Raw genomic sequence first — 20,319 nt, 5'->3', positions numbered from 1 at the left:
ACCGTGTCTTTTCCGATTCATACCGCCACCAATATGACAACTGTTCTTCATGAATCCGTTTTACCGGTGCCCATGCGTCGGGATCGGCTTGCCCACCGTCCGATTGTCTGCTGGGTACTTACCGTGGTACTGATTTTCGGTGGCATTGTGCGCTCGAACTGGGCGACCCGGCTCGACAGCTTTACGCTGGATGAAGCCTACCACATCATGGCGGGCGCATCGTATGCCGGTACCGGTTCGTTTCGCATCAACCCTGAGCACCCGCCCCTGACCAAGCTGTGGGTGGGCGAGGTCGTGCGGCTGAACGGCTATAAACTGCCACCGTTCAAGACGCTCAACGACAAGCGGGAAGAACGGCGGTTCGCCGAAGAAAGCGTTTACCTGACCAACGACCCGGTGGCGGTACAACGGCAGGCTCGCTGGGCGATGTTTGCGCTGAACGGGCTGCTGCTGTTGTTGTTTACGGCCATGGCCCGGCAGGCGCTGGGGCCGACGGTAGCACTGCTGACGCTGGCGTATCTGATGATCGACCCAACCGTGGCGGCTCACCTGCCCGTGGTCATGACCGACCTGCCCGTAGCCCTGGCGTCGGGGGCGGCCATGCTGGCAGCGGTCCGGGCGTTTCGGTCGTGGCACCCCATCGATCTGCTACTAACGATGGCCTGCCTGGGACTGGCGCTGGCGGCCAAGCATTCGGCTATCATCACCGTGATCGGCGTCGGCTTGCTCGGTGTGGTTCTGGCGTTTGCAGGTCGGGAACCGCTGGGGCGTCGTGCCGGGCGGCTGGGCATGGTCGCCGGGGTATTGATTGGGGCGGTGGTTGTGCTGTGGGGTTTTTATGGCTTTCGGTACCGCGACAGTCCGGCGGAGGGCGAGTTTTTCAACCGGCCGCTGACCACGAAAATTGACGATATTCAGTCGCCCCTGTCCAGAACTGTGCTTCACGGGCTGGCTGATGTCCATCTGTTGCCGGCCTCGTACCTGTGGGGGCTGGCCGACACGTTCCGGGCGGGCGTCGAAGGGCGACCATATCCAGCTTTCGCCTTCGGGAAATCGTACCTGAACCGCGCGCCGTTTTATTACGCCCCCGGTATCTGGGGGGCCAAGCTACCGATTGGTCTGCTGCTGCTGACGCTGGCCGGGTTGGTACTGCACGTGCTGGGTAAACTGCCCATAACCAGCCGATTGCCGGTGGCTGCACTGGGTTTGCTGGCCGGTCTGTTCTGGCTGGCGCTGGCCACCGGTTCGACGTATGGAGGTGTCCGTCATGCGCTGTCGCTGTTGCCGCTGCTGGCCGTGCTGGGGGCGCTGGCCGTCTGGTACGCGTTCCAGCACGGCATCGGGTACCAGCTGTCGGCCTCGCTGGCCGTCTGTGCGGCTCTGCTGACCGCCATCCCCGTTGTACGACCTTGGGAGTATTTCAACGAACTGGCGGGTGGGCCGGCAAATAGCTACCAGTATTTCAACGACGAAGGGGTTGACCTTGTGCAACGATCCGGTGAACTGACGCAGTACTACAATCGTCACCTGAAGCCGACGGGCGAGTTGCCGTTTATCTGGTACGACATGCGCCGGGCCGAAAAGCAACGCTATGGCCTGCATTGGGTTGGCGAAAATCCCGACCGGGACAGCAACCGCTATCAGTCGACCTACGTGCGGGGTACGTTCTTCCTGCCCTCGTCGGGACTAAGCCCGAACCTGTACGATGTCGAAGATCAGGTCGCCGTGTTTCGGAAAGCGCGTCCGGTGGCGCGGATGGGTAATCTGCTGGTGTATCGGGGGCGGTTCTACCTGCCGAATATCCGGGCGATGTGGCTGGGTAACAAGGGGTACAAGGCACTTTTTCTGGATAAAAAACCCGATACGACCAATGCGATCCGGTTTATGGCGGCTGCCATGAAGCTGTATCCGAAAAGCGTGTTTATGGACTGGGAACTGGGTAATCTGTATACCCGCCGAAACGCCCGGGCGGAGGCCATCAATGCCTTCACCCAGGCCCGAACCTACTGTGTCGATCCGGCGCTGAAAGCTACGCTGACGGCTCACATCCGCAAACTCCAGACGGCCGATCTGCGCCGAATGACCACGCTGCGAAATCCAGCCACCGAATAGGAACAGTTGCCTGGATTCGTTTACTTAACCGCCGGTTTGTAATTGGCGGTTAGCGTTGATAACCAGCCGGATCGGAACATCTGGTGCGGGCATTCGCTAGGCCAATGTATCAACGACCAGCCACGTATGCTACACCTGTTCCTGCTCCCGCTTTTTTGGATAGGTCAATTCGACCAGCCAACACAACCCGCGCCGACGAACGCCATTCAGTTGTGGGGTATTTGCTACGACGTAACAACGGCGGTATACCTGCCTGTAGACATCTACGCTCTGTCGGGGACGAGCCGAACCCGGCTGGGGCAAAGCGATAAGGACGGTAAATTCAGTGTGCTACTTCCCCTTTCGGCTACGTCAATCTCGTTTGTCAGCCCGACCTACCGGACCGTTACCCTACCCGTCACCTTCGTGAACAAGCCAACTCCGATGACCGATTTTGGGGTGGGTATCATCATGGGGAAACAGGATTCGGCGGTTGTACGACAGGCAGATCAACTGCTCGTCCGCAACGAGTTGCCCAAAGATTTAGCGGTCGATTATAGGGTCGAGCCAACAGATCCACGGATGGCTGTAGCCATGATGACTACACCCCACGGGAATCGTGTGCTGGCTGGAATGCGTACTAGCTTTAGAAAAGGGGAACTGATGCAGTCTGTGCGTCTTGAAGGCGCAAAACCCGGTCTGTACCGGGCGCTTGTGTCGACGACGGATGGCCGGGTGCTGACTGATAAAACGTTTACCCTCACGAAAGGGCTGACGTTTCTGGAAGTACGCGCCGATGCGCCAGCCAAATCTGCGTCTGTGAGTGCGGAGGGTAGTAAAATTATAACGCCGAATAAAAGAAACCCTGCTGATGTACCAGCCAAGCCTGCGCCTGTAAATGCGGCAGACGAGAAACGGACCGAAACAGCTGCGCCCGGTACTGCGATCGTTTACTTCGAACAGAGCCGGTATGAGCTGACGCCGGAAACCAAATTGTCGCTTGATTCGGTCGCCCGGTTGATGATGAGTCAGCCGCAGTTGCGTGCGCACGTAACGGGCTACACCGACAATGTGGGCGAGCAGAAACTAAACCTGACGCTATCGGAATACCGGGCCAAACTGGTCGCGGGGTATTTGAAAAAACAAGGCGTTTCCGACGCCCGCCTGCGGGTCGACTGGCAGGGTGGTAACGCGCTGATTTCGCCGGGCGACGCGGAAGATGATAAGGCCAGAAACCGTCGGGTGGTCATTCAGTTCAGCCGGTAGCAGGCCCACGTTTCGGCCTCACTACGACTGGTTCGCTAGTCGTTGCAACCTGTCCGGCGCAGTCGGATTTGCGGCATGGGGTAATGTGATGTATTTTCAGGGTTTCGGAGCCGATCGTGCCTTACGTCGTGTCTGGCTCCTAAAGCCCGAAACCATGACGATACCGACTACCTTCATCAGCGCCCTGCTGCTCACCACAACCGCCCTGGCCCAGTCGACGCCACCGACATCGGCCACGACAGCACCGGCCAAAACTACCACTACGAAGCGACCGATTCGCCCGTCCGACGTCATGCGGCTTCAGTCCATCGCCGACCCGCAGGTATCGCCCGATGGGAAATGGGTCGCGTTTGTGCAGTCGGGGGTCGATGTGAGCAAAGACAAACGGAACCCGGACGTCTGGATGGTCAGCTGGGACGGCGCGGAATCGGTGCAACTCACCAGCAGCCCCGACGGCGAGTCGACGCCCCGCTGGAGCCCGGATGGGCGGTACCTGTCGTTTCTGTCGGGTCGAAGTGGCGCACCCGGTACCGCTACGGGTACACAACTCTGGCTGATGGACCGGCGCGGGGGCGAAGCCAAAAAGCTGACCGACCTGAAGGGGGAACTGGAAGAATACGAATGGTCGCCGTCGGGCCGGAAAATCGCCATGGTCATTCGGGATAAAGACTATGCCGATTCGGCAAAGACCAAAATACGCACGCCTTATGTGCTGGACCGGCATCAGTTCAAGGCCGACATGAAAGGCTACCTCGACCGGCGGCCCATGCACCTGTACGTGTTCGACGTGGCGACGAAAACGCTGGATACCCTGACGAAAGGCGTATACGACGAAACCGCCCCGGCCTGGTCGCCCGACGAAACGCAACTGGCCTTTACCAGCAACCGCAGCGCCGATCCCGACAAAAACGAGAACACCGACGTCTACGTAATGGCGGCCCGGTCGGGCGCACAGCCCCGGCAACTCACCAACTGGCCGGGGCGCGATGGGGGCGCGGTCTGGAGCCCCGACGGTAAACAACTGGCGTACCTGCGCTCGACGGCGTCGACTAATTTCATCATGTACGACCAGCCGATCCTGGCGCTGATCGCCGTCGACGGCACTGCCACGACGATGCCGCAACCCCGGCTGCTGTCGCAGGCGCTGGACCGGCCCATCCGCAACGCCCGCTGGTCGCCCGACGGGCAACGCATCGGCATACTGGTTGACGATGACCGCCGGACGCAGGTCGCCGAATACAGTGTGGCCGATGGTAAGCTGACCTACCTGACCGTCGGCGACCGGGCCTTCGCCGATCTCGAACCCAATCCGAAGGGCGGCTGGGCAACACTGATGAGCGACCCGCAACTGCCTACCGAAATCTACGCCGTTGAGAACGGTGCCACGCGCCGACTGACGAACGTGCAGAACGAGTTCGTTGCTCCGCTGTCGCTGGCCACCGTAACGGGCTATACCTCGCGTAGCAAAGACGGCGCACAGGTGTCGAACCTGCTGTTTATGCCCCCGAGTGGCCCAACCGGTAAACTACCCACGGTGTTCTATATCCACGGCGGGCCGGTGAGTCAGGACACCTACGGCTTCGACCTGACGCGACAGGTGCTGGCGGGTGGCGGCTACGCCGTGGTGGCCGTCAACTACCGGGGCAGCAACGGGCGCGGTATCGACTACACCAAAGCAATCTACGGCGACTGGGGCAACAAGGAAGTGCTGGATATTCTGGGTGCGGCCGATGCGCTTATTCAAAAAGGCACCGCTGACCCCGCCCGGCTTGGTATCGGCGGCTGGAGTTACGGCGGCATCCTGACCAACTACGTCATCGCGTCGGATACGCGCTTCAAAGCCGCTGCCAGTGGGGCCGGCAGTTCGCTGCAACTAACCATGTACGGCAGCGATCAGTACGTCAATCAGTACGAAAACGAACTGGGACTGCCCTGGAAAAACCTCGACAAATGGCTCAAGGTGTCGTACCCGTTCCTGAAAGCCGACCGCATCAAAACGCCGACGCTGTTTATGGCGAGCGAGAAGGATTTCAACGTGCCGGTGGCGGGTAGTGAACAGATGTATCAGGCCCTACAAACGCTGGGTGTCCCGACGCAGCTGATCATCTATCCGAATCAGTTTCACGGGATTACCACACCCAGTTACCAGCAGGATCGGCTCGTACGCTACCTCAGCTGGTTCGACCAGTATCTGAAAGGCAACCTGTCGACTGCTCAAACGGGCCGGTAGCAACTAGATAGATCCGCTGCACCGTGCGACCGGCTGCGATGGCGCAGTAGATCGGCCCGGACTACCGTACCGCTCTGACCGCTTGCCTTTGGCTGATCGGCTGGTGGCTGATTAGATTTGACCAACTAACTTGTGCCTTGATGACAATCTTTCGTTTACGCATTACCGTATTGCTGGCGATGATACCCACACTCACCTGGGCTCAGCCGAACGCCAGTCAGCTACAGGCCCTGATGCGCAGGCACCATGTTCCGGGTATGCAGCTTGTCTACACAAAAGGAACGACCAGCCAGTCGTATGCTCTGGGCCTGCGAGCGGCTGGCACCAAACGACCCGTAACCGCCACGACCACCTTCGAGGCTGCGTCGCTGGGAAAGACCATGCTGGCCTACGTCGCCCTGCGCCTGTGCGATCAGGGCCGCTTCGATCTGGATCGCCCCCTGCTCGACTATGCCCCTTACCCACGGGTAGGGAGTCAGTCAGCCGCCAGACACATTACGGCCCGTCTTGTATTGACCCATTCCACAGGGTTGCCCAACTGGGCTGAAAACCCGTGGGGAGCAACCTGGGCATCGTCACCATTACGTTTCAGATATGCCCCCGACAGCTGCTGGAATTATTCGGGGGAAGGCTATGTCTGGCTGCAACATACGCTGGAGCAAATTACGGGGCAGTCGTGGGAAGAATTAGCCCGGCAGCAGGTATGTAAGCCCCTGGGACTACCCCATAGCAGCTTTGTCTGGCAACCCGCTTTTGGTGCCGATGCCAGCGCCGGGCACACTTCCGACGGTCAGCCAGCGCCCATCGAGCAGTTCAAGCAGCCCAACGCGGGGTTTAGTCTGTATACCAACGCCTTGGAATACAGTCGGTTTCTGCGGGTCTTGTCCACGGGGCAAGGGCTTAAACCGGCTACGGCCTCGCTGCTGATGCGGGCCATCAATCCAGCTCAACGATGCGGACGAGTCACCACGGTGGCTGACGACCACATCGACTGGGCGATGGGGGTAGGGCTGGTGGCGACAGAGCAGGGGCTGGCGCAGTGGCAATGGGGCGACAACACCAACTTCAAGGGGTTTTTTATGAGTCTACCGGGCAAACAGGAAAGTCTGGTCGTGTTGACGAACAGCGCGCACGGCGACGAGTTGACCGACGAGTTGCTGAAGCTGTTCTTCGGTGCTGGTCACTACTGGGTGGTTGATTGGTTAAGCGCCCAATAGTGTGTCTCCCGCGCGTAGTTGTCAGCCTGGCAGTTGGTCGTTTATCGGAACTATGCTAGTTTACACAGATAGCAGCCACGGATACTGATGGCCCGTTGTATCACACTTGGATGACGGATACCGTAATCGACAGGAGTTGCCCGCAGTGGCAGGTAGCTAGGGCACTTGGTGTTCTCCGTTCCTGACTGGCGTAACCGAAGCACTTGGCGAGCAGGGATTTAGACGGAGATTCGACTGCCGGCTCGATGAACCCGGTAGCGGTAAAGATAGTATTGGTAGACAAATTCAGATACAGGTAGTTGCCATTCCACCCAATCACTAATAAGCTGCTCGGGATGTCGGCTTCTGGCTGCGTGCTCAACGCACTCTCCCGTGTATACGCAGCTGGACGACGCTTGATTTACTTGGGTACCTGCTTTCGGCTAAAAAAGCGAATGCAGTAAGCGTGGTACGCAACAAGGGCCGTCGTTTCGTAGAAGGCCTCGAAGGGCTCACGACCGTAGAGACCTGTGCGTGTATCGGTAAACCAATCATACAGGGCGTAGCAGTACCCCGCAAAACAGATGATCACAGCCCCAAAAATGGCTGTCATTAATCCTGGAAGTCTCATAGCAAGCAGCGTTAACGTTCATTGGTAGACAGCGGGTTAGCGAAGAGGAAAAAAACGAATGACCAGATTGACAACGGGCAGCGGCTTTGGCATGAAAAGAAGGCAGGCCGTGAACCGACGGGGAAAATTCGACTGCCTTACAGGTGAGCCAGTACCCTGAATTTGCTGCGATCGATTTGCCACTGATCGCAGGTACGATAGCGAATGAAGTGAAGTATCAGCCCGCCGGTAACCGGCGTTTCCTGGAAACTTTCGGGCGTCAGCTTGGAGTCGACGTAGACATCTATCTCCAGCCGTTGCTCGCTGAGCAGCTGTTGATTTTTCTCGGCCAGCGCAGCCAGTGCCCGTTGAACGGCAGACTGTCGGATCGGTGTCATGATTGGTTTATTGTAATGTTACGATTTAAAAAAATGAAAAGTTACCTGGTTCCCATGAGCCGATACGGTACCAACGGATTCTGATCGGCAGAAACCTGGTCTTCGCCCGGCTGGATCAGATCAGCGGACTGGATACACGTCCGTTTGTTATCATGAACGTGATCCAGGCCCCGGTCGATCTGTTTGTGTAGTGTCCTCAGTGGGAAAGGACGTGATCAAAGCTATCCAATGAATCTTAAGCAAATCTGAAGTTTAGTTACCACTTGGTTCATGTCTGAAGGTTTGATTCTGTGAACCAATTAGTTGTCTGTGTCGGCAGGTAGTTGTTTTTTAGTGAACGACCGCGCTGGTAGCCAGGCAAACGCGCCAGAATGAGCTTTTACCTAGGGAAACGTGACGGTAAAGGTGTGTTCACCAGCCAGCGCGCTATACGCATAATCGATGCCCAGGCCGGACTGATCGGCGATTTCTTTGACAATGGCCAGGCCCAGCCCTGTCGACTGAGCGAGCGCGGGGTTGCGTACAAATCGATGAAACAGATCCTCGTGGGCAAAGGGAAGTGGTTCGGCCTGGTTGCTGATGGCGTAAGTTTTCGCACCACTGGTAATGGTAATCGAGCTGCCAGACCGTCCATGCCGGATCGCATTTTGGATTAGATTCGACACCAGAATAAACGCTAACTGACGGTTGATCGTGATGACGTGGGTATGCTCATCCGATCGCACAAAGCGCATGTGCTTACTGGCTGCGTAATCGCCAAGGGTATCAGTCAACTCGTCGATCAAACGGCCTATGTCGACGGGTTCGACCTGTACAAACTGCTGGTTGTCAATTTTGGTCAGCAGCAACAGCGACTGGTTCATCGATGAAAGTCGCCGGATTGTTTTCTGGGCCCGATGAATGCGCTGACTATCCGCTTCGCTAAGCCCGGCGGATTGCTGCAACAGGTCCAGGTCGGTGGATAATACGCTCAGAGGGGTCTGAAGTTCATGGGAGGTCGTATCGGTAAACTGCTGCTGTTGACTGTACCGGTGAGCGGCCTGCTGGGTCATTTCGGTAATGGACTGACTCAGTAAGCTGAACTCGTCTACGTCACTCGCCGGAAGCGTAAGGGCAGTCTGCTGGTCGATCCGGTAGTGTCTCAGCTGCGCAATGATGGCGTAAAAAGGGCGTAAGACCCGCCTGAAAATCAGGGTACCAATGAACAAGAGAATGGCGAACAAGGCCATAAAGCAGAGCGCAATACCGATGGAGAGGTACTGGGCAATTTCCTGAAATTCCAGGTAAGGTTGGTGTAGCCGGATGGCATAGTAGTGTTTGCCGACCGCATGGACTGCCCGCAGCATACGTACGGATACGACCTTATTTTCGAGTGCATCGAATAAGGTCGTGTCCGTGAACACGGGTTGTTGCAGGCTGGCCGTTTTAGCGGGCGTAATTTGCAGATTATGGTCCCAATTGAGCAGACCTCTCGTATCGGGTGGGTGGCGATCGAGGTTTTCCTGAACCTGCTTCAGTTCACTGCTGAGTAGTTCATCGATTTCGCTGTTGATTACCTGATGAATCAGGAAATATAATAGTACCGCTCCCGCCAAGGCAACGGGTATGGTTACCATGGCCAGGTATCGAGTTGTTTTATGAATCAGCTTCACGGAGCAACGGTCAATATATAGCCAATTCCATAGCGCGACCTGATGTAGTCGGGGCAGCCACTACTACTCAGTTTTTTACGCAGGTTTCGGATATGGGTATACAGAAATTCAAGTGAGTCCGCATCGGTCATGTATTCGCCCCAGACATGCTCGGCAATAACCTCTTTGGCCAACAGGCGATCCTTGTTGGTGACCATGAATAGCAGCAGCGCAAATTCCTTAGGCGTTAACTGGACCAGCTGATCCGCAACGCTGACTTCTTCGCGCTTCGGCCACAAGGTGAGTACGCCAAACGAAAGCTGCTGTTCCCCCGCATTCTGCCGGCGACGCATCAGGGACCGAATCCGCGCGTTTAGTTCGGGCAGGTAAAACGGTTTGATCAGATAATCATCCGCTCCCAGATCAAGGCCTTTTATGCGGTCGTCCAGCGAGTTTTTTGCCGATATGATAACGATACCGGCCGTTGAATGGGTCTCCTTCAACTGCTCAATAAGGGCTAATCCGTTTCCGTCCGGGAGCATGATGTCGACCACGATACAGTCGTACGCGTAATCATTTACCTTCTGGGAGGCTTGCCGCAAGTTGCTGACTGTCGATACAACGAAATGTTCACCTTCCAGGTAGCGCTGTACGTTGGTTCGCAACTCGGGTTCATCTTCAATGAGCAGTATCTTCATAATCGATCGTGTAGCGGATGGAACGAGCGGTCATCGGCTACGGGGGCAGTAAGGCTCGATAGAAACCTACCAAAGTAGTTGGCTAGCAAATTACGAACCTAATCCAATAGTAACGCCAACACCATGGGCTTGCCGTCTTCCAGGATAGGCATCCGCAGCTAAGCTGTAGTCTCTTGAAGCGCCCGTTACAAACTGGCTCGGGCGAATGGGAAGACAACCAATGGCAATAGGGCCCCAAAGTCAACAAGTTGTGTATAGTGCGTCGACCAGTTTACTTTAGTGTATAAGCCCTGACGGTGTTGTGGAAGAAGGTAGGTACGAATAGCATTCGGGTCGCCGGATTGTAGCCAATGTCGGCCGAGCTTATTTTCTGGGGGGACGTATCCAGTTTCAGTTCCGTTGTTCCATCGGCTTTAACGTGCCACACTTTCCCCGCCCACTCTGTCACCATGTACGTTCTGTTACCCAGTGCCACAATACCGTCGATGCCGCCTGTGACCTTAGCCAGCGTCGTGAGTTTTCTGGACGTTGGGTCCAGGCTCAGCAGCGACCCATCGCCATTACCGATCAGGAGCTGATTGTTATCGAACAAGATCCCGTTCGTACCCTTCAGGGGCTCCCCTTCAAGCACGATGCCCGCTTTTCCGTTCGTTATCGCCCAGACTTTACTGTCGTTCGAATCCGTGACGTAGACCACACCCTTTCGGGGATCAACGGTGATGTCATTGAGGAACTTAGCTCCTTCGATGGGGTATCGCTTCAGGACCTTGCCCGTTGCCAGGGCGATTTCGGCGACCTGGGTCATTTCGGTCACGTACAGTTTATCGCCCAGGATACCCATGCCTTTGGTTGAATTGAGGTTGTCGACAAATTTCAACTGGAGCACTTTGCCATCCAATCCTACTTTGGCAATGTAGCTGCTGTGATTCTCCGGCCGGGGTGCGCCATTGATACAGGCTACGTAGAGAAGTTTTTGGCTCGGATCGACGAGTACGCTCTCCGGTGTACGAAGCGTAGTATCGGATTCCCAGATGGGTTGCAGCGTAACGGACTGGGCCTGCCCAAACGAAGTGAGCTGCATAAGCAGACCTGCCAGCAGGCTGAGGAGTGATTTTGCCATGAGTGATCGAGTTTAGTAGTATCAAGGTAAGCAAGTTTGCCCGGCTTCTACTGCCCGGCTGAATCCGGCGGGGGATGACTGATGAACGAATCACCACCGAAGGGTTGGGGAGTAGCCAGCCCGTTGGCGATAACTCGACTGACGTAAAAACCGGGTTTAGCCCGCCCGAATGCTGGTTAGGCCAATCGATTGATCGGTACACTGAATTCCAACCCTTTTCAGGTCATCAGCCTCTGACTAAGAAAAAAGAACGTATGCGCTACTATTCAGGACTGATCTGCATGGCTGTTGGCCTGCTAAGTTGCGATAAACCCGAGGTTTCCTCAGTGGTCTCCACCTGTTATCCATCGGTAAATGCCACTCGTTCCCAACGCATTACCGACGCGGCCGTTACCGTTCGGGCATCGGGTGGCCTGGCAACAGGCTATCTGCTGATGGCTAGTAACGACGTGGCCTGGAGCGCTTGTAATCTGCCTGACGAGTTTAAACGCGACAGCCTGGCCATTTACGTGAGCGGTTACTCACTTACTTGGCCCGCCCTGGAGTCGATGAATATAAATCTATTACCGTTTGAGGTTACCGGAGCCAGATTGCGATAGCTGTAGTGTGAGTGCTATAGGCTGGCATCGGGTAGTGTTTCCTGCATGTTGAGCGAATTACTACGCTTACCGGCTCATAAACTAGTCATCACATGCGTCGGAGCCGCCGGGTGACTTGGGTTGGGGTAGGGGACAATGGCCGAACGATACCGGGTTTATACGCGACGACAGCCCGCAGTTTTACGGATTTTGTGGATGAATGCGTACAGACAAAGAATCGGTAACGTCGCATAAGCGGTTGACAGACAGCCCGTAGCCGGCTGAACACGCCTTATCAATCATACATTTATCCGATTGTGCAACGTGCTGATTGCCAGTAGGTTTGTTTCCGGAATTCGCCCGTTTTCAACACTGGGCCATGAATTCGCCGGATACTCTGACCGACTGACGTATGCGCCCAATTGTACTACTTATTGGCTACCTGCTCCTGCTCAGCCGACCCGCCTGGCCGCAGTCGGCACCCGACCGGCGACCGGCGCTCGTGACGGTATCGGGGGGGCTGAATGCCTACGCCGGTTTTTATGCGGCCGATGGTATTGCCGCCCGCAATCAGGCGTCGCCGTTTGGGTTGAGTGGTGCCGTAACGGTTGCGCTACCGGGCGGTATTTCGCTGCCATTCTCCGCCGTGCTGGGCAATCAGGGGAGCAGTTTCCGGCAACCCTTCAACCAGTTTGGTGTATCGCCGACCTACAAATGGGCGACGGTGCATGCGGGCTACCGCAACGTCAGCTTCTCGCCCTTCACGCTGGCCGGGCACACGTTTCTGGGGGGCGGTGTCGAACTGAATCCCGGTAAGTTCCGGCTGGGCGCGGTCTACGGCCGGTTCAACAAAGCCATCTCCAGTAACCTTGCTGAACCCGACATCATCCCGGCCTATCAGCGCACGGGCTATGCCGTGAAAGTGGGCTACGGTAAACCCGGCAACTACGTCGACCTGATTCTGCTGCGGGCCAAAGATGATTCGGCGTCGATTGCCGCGGAGTCCCAATCGCTGACGCAGACCGTCGTCCCCGCCGAAAATCTGGTCGTGGGGCTGACTACCCGGCTGCTGATTCTGAAGCACCTGACCGTCGAGCTGGACGGGGCCGTGAGCGCCTACACCCGCGATGTTCGAGCCACCCTCGTATCGACGGAGGGGAGTAACCCGGTGACGCGCTTCTTCGGTAGGCTGTTCACCCCCCGGCTTTCGACCCAGCTCACGCAGGCCACACAGGCGGCTGTCGGCTACCGGGGCGGTAACGCGGGTATCAAGCTGCAATACAAGCGGATCGACCCGAATTTTCAGACGATGGGGGCCTACTATTTCCAGTCCGACATCGAGAGCTACGCCATCGCCCCTAACCTGACCCTGCTCGACGGAAAGCTCCGGCTGTCGGGCAGTTACGGCATTCAGTTCGATAACCTGGCGGGTAACAAAAGTGCGCGGACGGGCCGGAAAATCGGGTCGCTCGTCGTATCGTATAACCCGGCTACGGCCTTCGGTGTCGATGTGCAACTGTCGAACTATGGGATCAGTCAGCAGGCGGGGTTGCGACCGCTTATCGACACGCTCCGGCTGGCGCAGAACAACCTCTCGGCGACGGTCAACGGACGGTATACGCTGCAAAAAGACGATGTCATGCAGGTCTTTACGCTGACGACGACCTACCAGAAACTCAGCGACCTGAACGCAAACACGGCCAGTCAGACGGAGAATACGAATACCAACCTGAACCTGGGCTACTTCTACCAGCAGACCACGACGGGCTGGGGCATCAACGGCATGCTGTCGTACACGCAGACGCAGTTGCCCATTGCCGTTGGCGATACCAACCAGACGGTCCGGTTCTTCGGCCCGACGCTGGGGGCAACGCAGGCGTTCTTCGACAAAAAACTGACAACCTCGGCGACAGCCAGCTACCTCGTCAACCAGCAGGCCGGCCTGACGGGTAAGGTGCTGACCGTTACGGCCAACGCGGGCTATCAGGTGGCCAAACGGCAGACGATCAGCCTGTCGGCCAACTACCTCAATGCCAATACGGGCATTCAGTCGCAAACATTCAACGAACTCAGAGCGAACCTCGGCTATGGCATCTCTTTTTAATCAAACCGCGCTACGCAATCGACCGCCGTCTGTCCGGCAGTGGGGTTGGCTGGTCGCTTTCGGGCTCCTGCTGACCGCACTGACCGGGTGGGCGCAACCCTTTCCGTTACAGGTGCAGGTCAGCGTACTACCGCCCTATAGTGCCTACTTGCAGGACTATCCCGGTGCGGGGCAGCAGGTACGCGTCTTTATCGTCAACACCAGCCGGCAAACGTACCAGATCCGGCTGGCGGGGCAACTGACGGGCGACAACGGCATCGAGATTCGTACGGCGGCCAATTACCGACCGCCCCGTCCGCTGACGGTGCCGCCAGGACAGACACTACTGAGCCGTACCGACCTCGAAGGACTGTTCGATCTGAATCAGGTCGAGGTGACGGGGATCGACAAGAACCAGCTGGCGCGGGGCCTGCCGCTGCCCGACGGAACCTATCAGCTGTGCATCCGGGCGTTCAACGAAACGGCGACCAACACCGCTGCCGTGGCCTTCGGGCAACCGCTGTCGGCGGAGTTTCCGATTGGCTGTTCGGCACCGATCGTCGTCCGGTCTGTCGAACCGCCCATCCTGATTGCGCCCCTCTGCGACGCGGAAGTGACGGCGACCAACCCGCAGGCACTGGTATTTACCTGGACGCCCCCGGCGGGCGTGTCGCCGGTATCGGTGGAGTACACCCTGCGCGTGGTCGAGTTGCCGCAGGCCGATGTCGACCCGAACGTGTTTATCGATGCGGTAGCCCTGCCCCGGTCGGGTGTCGAAGTGCGCGGCCTGCGGACGAGTACGTTTCTGTACGGACCCACGCAGCCGCCCCTGCAACTGGGCAAGCGCTATGCCTGGCGCGTACAGGCGATCGACCGGAGTGGTAAGCTACATTTCCTGAACGACGGCAAAGCCCCCGTCTGCTCATTCACCTACGGTACCGGCCTGCCCCCGCTGGCTAAAACGCCGGGCCTTGAACTGGTACAGACACCCGGCAAGCTGATTCCAGTCAACATCGATCCATCCCTGACGGCACCGGCTGGAGCGACGGCAGTTGCTGACAAGATTCCCGCCAAGTCGCCCGCTACCGAACAGAAAATGGCGAAGAGTAGCGTCGTCTGTAAAGCGATCGACCTGCCCGACGATCAGAAACCCCAGACAGCGTCGCTCAGTGGTAAAACAATCAAGTTGGGTGAATTCGAGCTGACCGTTGCCGACGATAAAGTCAGTAACGGTGTGCATACGGGCACGGGTCGGGTAAGCTGGAACGGCGCGCCGATCAAAGTGACGTTCACCGATTTGCAGGTTAACGCGGCTAATCAGGCGTTCAACGGGACGGTCAAGTCCGACAGCAAGGGGCCGGGAATGCCCAAGATTACACCCGGTTCGCTGGGTAGCTACGCGACTCTGCCGCCCGATTATTTCGATAAGATTACCAATACCGTGAGTAATGCCGCCGGGCAGGCTATCGCCGTTCCGCTGCCGATTAAATACGACGGAAAAATCGGTACGATAGGCGTCAACGATATGGTGTTCAGTCCGGTAGGTGCCACGATGGATCTGGTGCTGGGCGTAAGCCTGCCCGAAGCCAATTCAACGCTACTGCTGGCAGCTACCGACGTCTGTACCCGCCCCAGCCAGGTTATTCCGAAAACGGGGCTGGTTTATCTGGTACAGGACTTCACCGTGCCGGGCATCGGACAGACGCTCAAGTTTCGGAAGAAAGACCCCGACGATGCGAAAACCGATGGCACCTTCGCCAACGTCAAAGACGGCGATTTCGAGAAAATCCACGCTGTGCTCGACCTGAATCTGGGTGGTAAAATACTCCGGCTCGACGACGGTGCGGGTGGTACCAAAGCCGGTGACGTGGTCAGTACGATCACGACCGACTTCGTAAAATGGGCCGACTGGATCGGTACGCTCACGTTGCCCGATTTTCAACTGCCGCTGCTGAGTGGGGTAACGTTCGCCGGTAGCGACATCCTGTACGACCATTCCAGCGTGCGCAACGTCGACGGGTTCAGTCTGCCCGACGAATACAAGGACGACAAAGGCCCCACCTTCGAGGGCGTTTATTTCAAAAAGCTGAACGTACTGTTGCCGAAGGCACTCAAGAACAATCCCCGCATCACGGTCAGCGTCAACGGGGGCGTTATCGATGGGTCGGGCTTCACGGGTATCATCACGACGACGGCCACGCCGGTGATGGATTACAAAAAAGAGAACATCGCCGGGTTTGGCTTCGGTATCGACCACATTCAGTGGACCATCGTGCAGAACAGCAACCGGGGCGGGTCGATGCTGGGGCAGTTGCAGTTTCCGATCAGTACGGATGCGTTCAGCTACAGCTGCAATCTGTCGGCCGGGTTCGACGACCTGCAATTCGCGGCTTCACCCAAAGATGGGTATGTGGTGCCGCTCTTTGCCGCCAACATGAACCTTAACAAAAACACAGCTATTACGGTCGGCTATAAAACGGGTAAAAGTGTCGAGGTCAACATCACGCTGGGCGGAACGGTGGCTGTCGACGTGAAAAAATTTGCCGGATCGGGGCAGGCCGGGAAAGCCCTGGAAGCCGTGATTCCGAATCTGTACTTTGAAAAATTCGCGCTGGGCAACGTCAAACAGCCGGGAACCAGCGAAATCGGTGGGTCGGGCCTGTACATGAATACCGGCTTCTGGGACCTAAAGCCCATCGACCCGGCTAAGCTACAGCCGGGTAGCAATCAGACGGGGGGCGGACCGTGGACCCCCGACGAGCCGCTGCCCGAATGGCTGGCTGCGCCGTCGGACAATCAGCAGGCATCGGTTGGGGGCTTCCCGTTGTCGTTCGACAAGCCGACCGTTATTGGCACGCCCGACGGGGCGGGCGTTCGGCTAGGGGCTAAACTGCACGTGGGTGAAGCCGACGACGATAAATCCTTCGTGCAGGTCAGCGGCACCGTCGACGTGCTGGGCACGATTACCAAGCCAGACGGCGGGCGGTTTGCGCCGGCCTACAAGGGTACGTACCCGCAAAGCCTGAGCATCAACGGGTCTGTGGGTCCACTGACCGTATCGGGTGGGCTGCAATTCATCGACAACGACAAGGTGTACGGCGATGGGATGAAAGGCAACGCATCCGTGAATCTGCCCGGCTTTGGCGTCGGTATCAAGATGGCCATGCTGTTTGGCAACGTCGGCGGCTACAAATACAGTTTTGTCGACGGCAGCGTACAGTTTCCGGGTGGTATCCCCATTGTCGGGCCGATCATGCTGACGGGCCTGGGCGGGGGTATGCACTACAACATGAGTCTGGGTGTGGGAGCCGCCAGCGTAACCAGTCTCCCCAAACCTACCGCCAGCAACAGCGACAAACCGGCTCCCGTCGACCTGACAAAGCCCGGCACAACCCTGTCGGGGCAGACCTATACACCCAGCAAAGGGGGCTGGGGTTTTACGGCGAAAATCTACGCAGGGCTGGCCGACCCACACGTGCTGAATACGAGCCTGGCGCTGACCATCGACTTTGCGGGTGGGGCCATGAGCGGGGTCAATATGCACGGTAATGCCAATGTGATCAGCAAATCGGGTGACGGCGACGACAGCGACGGTATTGCCCACGCCGTGATGGATGTCACGTACGCCCATAGCGTGCTGGATGCGTCGCTGCTGGTAACGGCCAACCTGCTGACGGCCTCGGTGAAGGTGCCGCTGATTATCCATTCTTCCGGCAGCAGCGACTGGTTTGTGAAGCTGGGCGATCCGGGCAACGACACGAATCGCATCAGCGTCGTGTTGCTTGATCTGAACCAGGGTCCGGTGAAGGCGTACCTTGGTGCGAAGGGCTATCTGGCCACGGGCGTTGGTCCAAATCTGAATGGATTGCCGCCGGTACCCCAGAAAGTTATTGAATTCATGGACGGGGGCGAGGGAAGTACCCTGGCGTCAGCTAGTAAGGCTTATCATGGCCGATCCCTGCCCGACCTGATGCCGACTGGCGACAATTATAAACTGCTGCTTGGTGGCCGGATTGACGCAACCCTAAAAGTGCAGGTCGAGCCGTTTCGCTTGTGGGCTACGGCCCTGGCCGGATTCGACGTCGGGCTGGCCAAAAACAAGACATGCGGAGGCAGTGCCGATGTGCCGGAGGGTATTAACGGCTGGTACGGGCAGGGGCAGGCGTATGTTTACCTAGGCGGGGGGATTGACCTTTACGTCGACACATGGTTCTACAGCGGGTCGGTATCGTTGATGGAGTTGCAGGCCGGGGCCGTGCTAACCGCCGGTACGCCCAGCCCAACCTGGGCCGACGGTGAAGTGAAAATTGCGGGCAGCGTACTCGACGGCCTGATTTCGGTGGAAACGACGCAGCACTTTTCGTTCGGCGACAAATGCGTACCCGTCTACAACGGCGACCCGCTGAAAGACATCGAGATCATTTCGCAGCTGACACCCGCCACCGGTGATAGCGAGGTGTCGACGCTGCCTACGGTGGCCGTGTCGTTCAATATGCCAGTAAACAAGGCCTTTACAATCTACATTGCGAGCGACGACATTCGCTACTACAAGTTTACCCCCGACGCGCCCGTTTTTCAGGTAAAAGCCAAAGGGGGTACGTACCAGCCTGTTACGAAAGTAAATCCCATCGACTGGGCGGCTGACTATCGCTCGTACACACTGTCGGCCAACACGTTTCTGCCTTCCTACGCTACCTGCCAGCTGACGCAGCGGGTTACGATCAAACAACAGTACGGCTACAACTGGGAGGACCCCTACAACGACCAAACGGGCAAGCAGGAAGCCCGTAGTCAGGAGAAGACTACTACGTTTACGCTCACCAAACAACCCGACGACATTCCGCAGTCGGTCATTACGGGAGCCTGGCCGGTCGAGGGGCAGCGGTATTTTCTGCGGAAACAAACCGATAAAGGTTTTCTCCGCGCCACCACGCTCGACGGTCTCGACTGCCTGAAACCCCAGACAGGTACGCAGCTTGTCGCTATCTTCAACGGGCCGGGCGGGGAAGTACTAACACAACCCGCCGACTTCAACGGTACGGACCTGATTACGTTTGCCATTCCCAACGGCCTGAAAAACAAGCGGAACTACGTGCTGGAGATCAGCCGGGTAGCCAAAACGACGAGCGCGGGGTCGGCCAGCAAGCCGCTGACGAACTCGGGCTACGTGACGATGGCCCAGAGCCCCAAACTGCAATTCTACCGTACCACGCTCAACGTCAGTGTGGTGCAGGCGATGGCAGCCATCAACGCGGCCAATCAGCGCAAAAAACTGTTCGGTGTCACCTTCGCGACCAGCCAGTACGACACGTTCGCCGACAAACTGAACGCGTTGAACCTACAGGCCACCAACTACAAAGGCGATCAGACCATTGATCTCAAACCGAGTGCCGATACGTATGAGCGATTCGACAAAATCGACGTGCTCGGCGGTAAGATATACGACAACTTCACGCTACCCAGTCTGCTCAGTTATGCAACGCCGGTCACTGGTACACCCTACGCCAACACGCCCTACGAGAAAGAAATCAGAACGATGATTTACGACCGGATGGAGCAACTCGCCACCGACGTCACCGGGACGTATTGGGATCACGGCGCATCTGACGATTTCAAAATTGAAACGCTGGGGCAGATTTATCCCAACGACGACTACAATCGCGACAGCTATCAGGGTGTTGCCGGGAGCGTACAGGGGCTACCCCAGAAGGCATTGATCTACAGCGGCCACGGCGAAACCGGCTATAATCCCAACACAAGCGCCAACAAGTTCAGCTTCCTGCGCGACCGGCTGGCCTTCGATGATCTGACAGCCCTGAGTGGCATTATAAAAGCCATGCGCCGGCTGAACTATTTCGACGTGTTGGTCGCCAAAAAATACAGCCCCGATAAGAATCTGTCCGACCAGGCTTACGTCGCTAAATACGTACACGACCCGAACGCGGAATCGGCCGCCATCTACGACAAAAGCATTTACAACACGTACTATAAGAAGTCGTTCGATAACGCCAACTACAAGCAGATCGAAGGGGAAACGTACAACGCTTACGGGCAGATCGTGTCGGGTTCGCCGAGTATGCAGCTTTACCTCCAGACGTTCAACGGGATGTTCTACCGTAAGATGCAGTACTGGAAATTCGCCGAGGATACCTACTATCAGGAGCGGCAGGCTTACTACGATCAGCAGCAGGCATACCACTCCGGTGGGCCCGAACGGGGTAAATCGTCGCCCTTCACGGTGGTGTTCAGGTACGGCTATCCGCAGGAGACGTTACTGCCGGTAAGATCAGCTACGAAAGTATTCACCATCGGCTCGATCAACGACGTACCGCCAACGGCACCCAGTCCACCGGGCCGGTCGGGTGGGCGTCCAACGGGGCCAGGTACGTTCTATCTGTCGACCAGCCGATAATGGGCC

Annotated in this window: 11 protein-coding genes; 7 read left to right on the top strand and 4 right to left on the bottom strand. The window is 57.3% G+C overall.

All coding sequences use genetic code 11. The annotated features are described in order from the left end of the window. Nucleotides 1-33: 33 nt before the first annotated feature. The 4 genes from CLV58_RS04060 (at nucleotide 34) to CLV58_RS04045 (ending at nucleotide 6,804) form a co-directional block, all read left to right on the top strand. Nucleotides 34-2,112, top strand: coding sequence for an ArnT family glycosyltransferase (locus CLV58_RS04060; RefSeq protein WP_146141353.1), 2,079 nt, complete (start codon nucleotides 34-36; stop codon nucleotides 2,110-2,112). A gap of 126 nt (nucleotides 2,113-2,238) precedes the next feature. After that, complete coding sequence (locus tag CLV58_RS04055) at nucleotides 2,239-3,357, top strand: OmpA family protein (protein ID WP_106136502.1); 1,119 nt, start codon at nucleotides 2,239-2,241, stop codon at nucleotides 3,355-3,357. A gap of 154 nt (nucleotides 3,358-3,511) precedes the next feature. Next, the gene (locus CLV58_RS04050; RefSeq protein WP_106136725.1) at nucleotides 3,512-5,587 is read left to right on the top strand and encodes a S9 family peptidase; all 2,076 of its coding nucleotides are present in this window, start codon (nucleotides 3,512-3,514) and stop codon (nucleotides 5,585-5,587) included. Between the two features lie 140 nt (nucleotides 5,588-5,727). Continuing rightward, nucleotides 5,728-6,804, top strand: a complete 1,077-nt coding sequence (locus CLV58_RS04045; protein ID WP_106136501.1) for a serine hydrolase domain-containing protein — start codon at nucleotides 5,728-5,730, stop codon at nucleotides 6,802-6,804. A 747-nt stretch (nucleotides 6,805-7,551) separates the two neighbouring features. Here CLV58_RS04045 and CLV58_RS04035 read toward each other — a convergent pair. From CLV58_RS04035 to CLV58_RS04020, 4 genes are all read right to left on the bottom strand, one after another. After that, nucleotides 7,552-7,791: a hypothetical protein gene (locus CLV58_RS04035; RefSeq protein ID WP_106136499.1), complete on the bottom strand. Its 240-nt coding sequence runs from the start codon at nucleotides 7,789-7,791 to the stop codon at nucleotides 7,552-7,554. 383 nt (nucleotides 7,792-8,174) lie between these two features. Then, on the bottom strand, nucleotides 8,175-9,443 hold the full coding sequence (locus CLV58_RS04030) for a sensor histidine kinase (RefSeq protein WP_106136498.1): 1,269 nt from the start codon (nucleotides 9,441-9,443) through the stop codon (nucleotides 8,175-8,177). After that, nucleotides 9,440-10,120 carry a response regulator transcription factor gene (locus CLV58_RS04025; protein ID WP_106136497.1) on the bottom strand — a complete coding sequence of 227 codons (681 nt, stop codon included), beginning with the start codon at nucleotides 10,118-10,120 and terminating at the stop codon, nucleotides 9,440-9,442. Before CLV58_RS04025 ends, CLV58_RS04030 begins: the two co-directional genes overlap by 4 nt. A 271-nt stretch (nucleotides 10,121-10,391) precedes the next feature. Continuing rightward, the gene (locus CLV58_RS04020; RefSeq protein WP_106136496.1) at nucleotides 10,392-11,240 is read right to left on the bottom strand and encodes an SMP-30/gluconolactonase/LRE family protein; all 849 of its coding nucleotides are present in this window, start codon (nucleotides 11,238-11,240) and stop codon (nucleotides 10,392-10,394) included. Between the two features lie 74 nt (nucleotides 11,241-11,314). Here CLV58_RS04020 and CLV58_RS04015 point away from each other — a divergent pair, with 74 nt between their 5' ends. From CLV58_RS04015 to CLV58_RS04005, 3 genes are all read left to right on the top strand, one after another. Next, nucleotides 11,315-11,839, top strand: coding sequence for a hypothetical protein (locus CLV58_RS04015; protein ID WP_106136495.1), 525 nt, complete (start codon nucleotides 11,315-11,317; stop codon nucleotides 11,837-11,839). Between the two features lie 391 nt (nucleotides 11,840-12,230). Next, nucleotides 12,231-13,922 (top strand): TonB-dependent receptor, encoded by a 1,692-nt coding sequence (locus tag CLV58_RS04010; RefSeq protein WP_106136494.1) that lies wholly within the window; start codon nucleotides 12,231-12,233, stop codon nucleotides 13,920-13,922. After that, nucleotides 13,906-20,313: a hypothetical protein gene (locus CLV58_RS04005; protein WP_106136493.1), complete on the top strand. Its 6,408-nt coding sequence runs from the start codon at nucleotides 13,906-13,908 to the stop codon at nucleotides 20,311-20,313. The genes CLV58_RS04010 and CLV58_RS04005 overlap by 17 nt, the downstream gene beginning before the upstream one ends. Nucleotides 20,314-20,319 lie beyond the last annotated feature (6 nt).

The organism is Spirosoma oryzae, assembly GCF_003002825.1.
In the GTDB taxonomy this organism is placed as follows: Bacteria; Bacteroidota; Bacteroidia; order Cytophagales; family Spirosomataceae; genus Spirosoma; species Spirosoma oryzae.
Note: the sequence above shows the minus strand (reverse complement) of the source record. Positions and strands in the feature narration are given on the sequence as shown.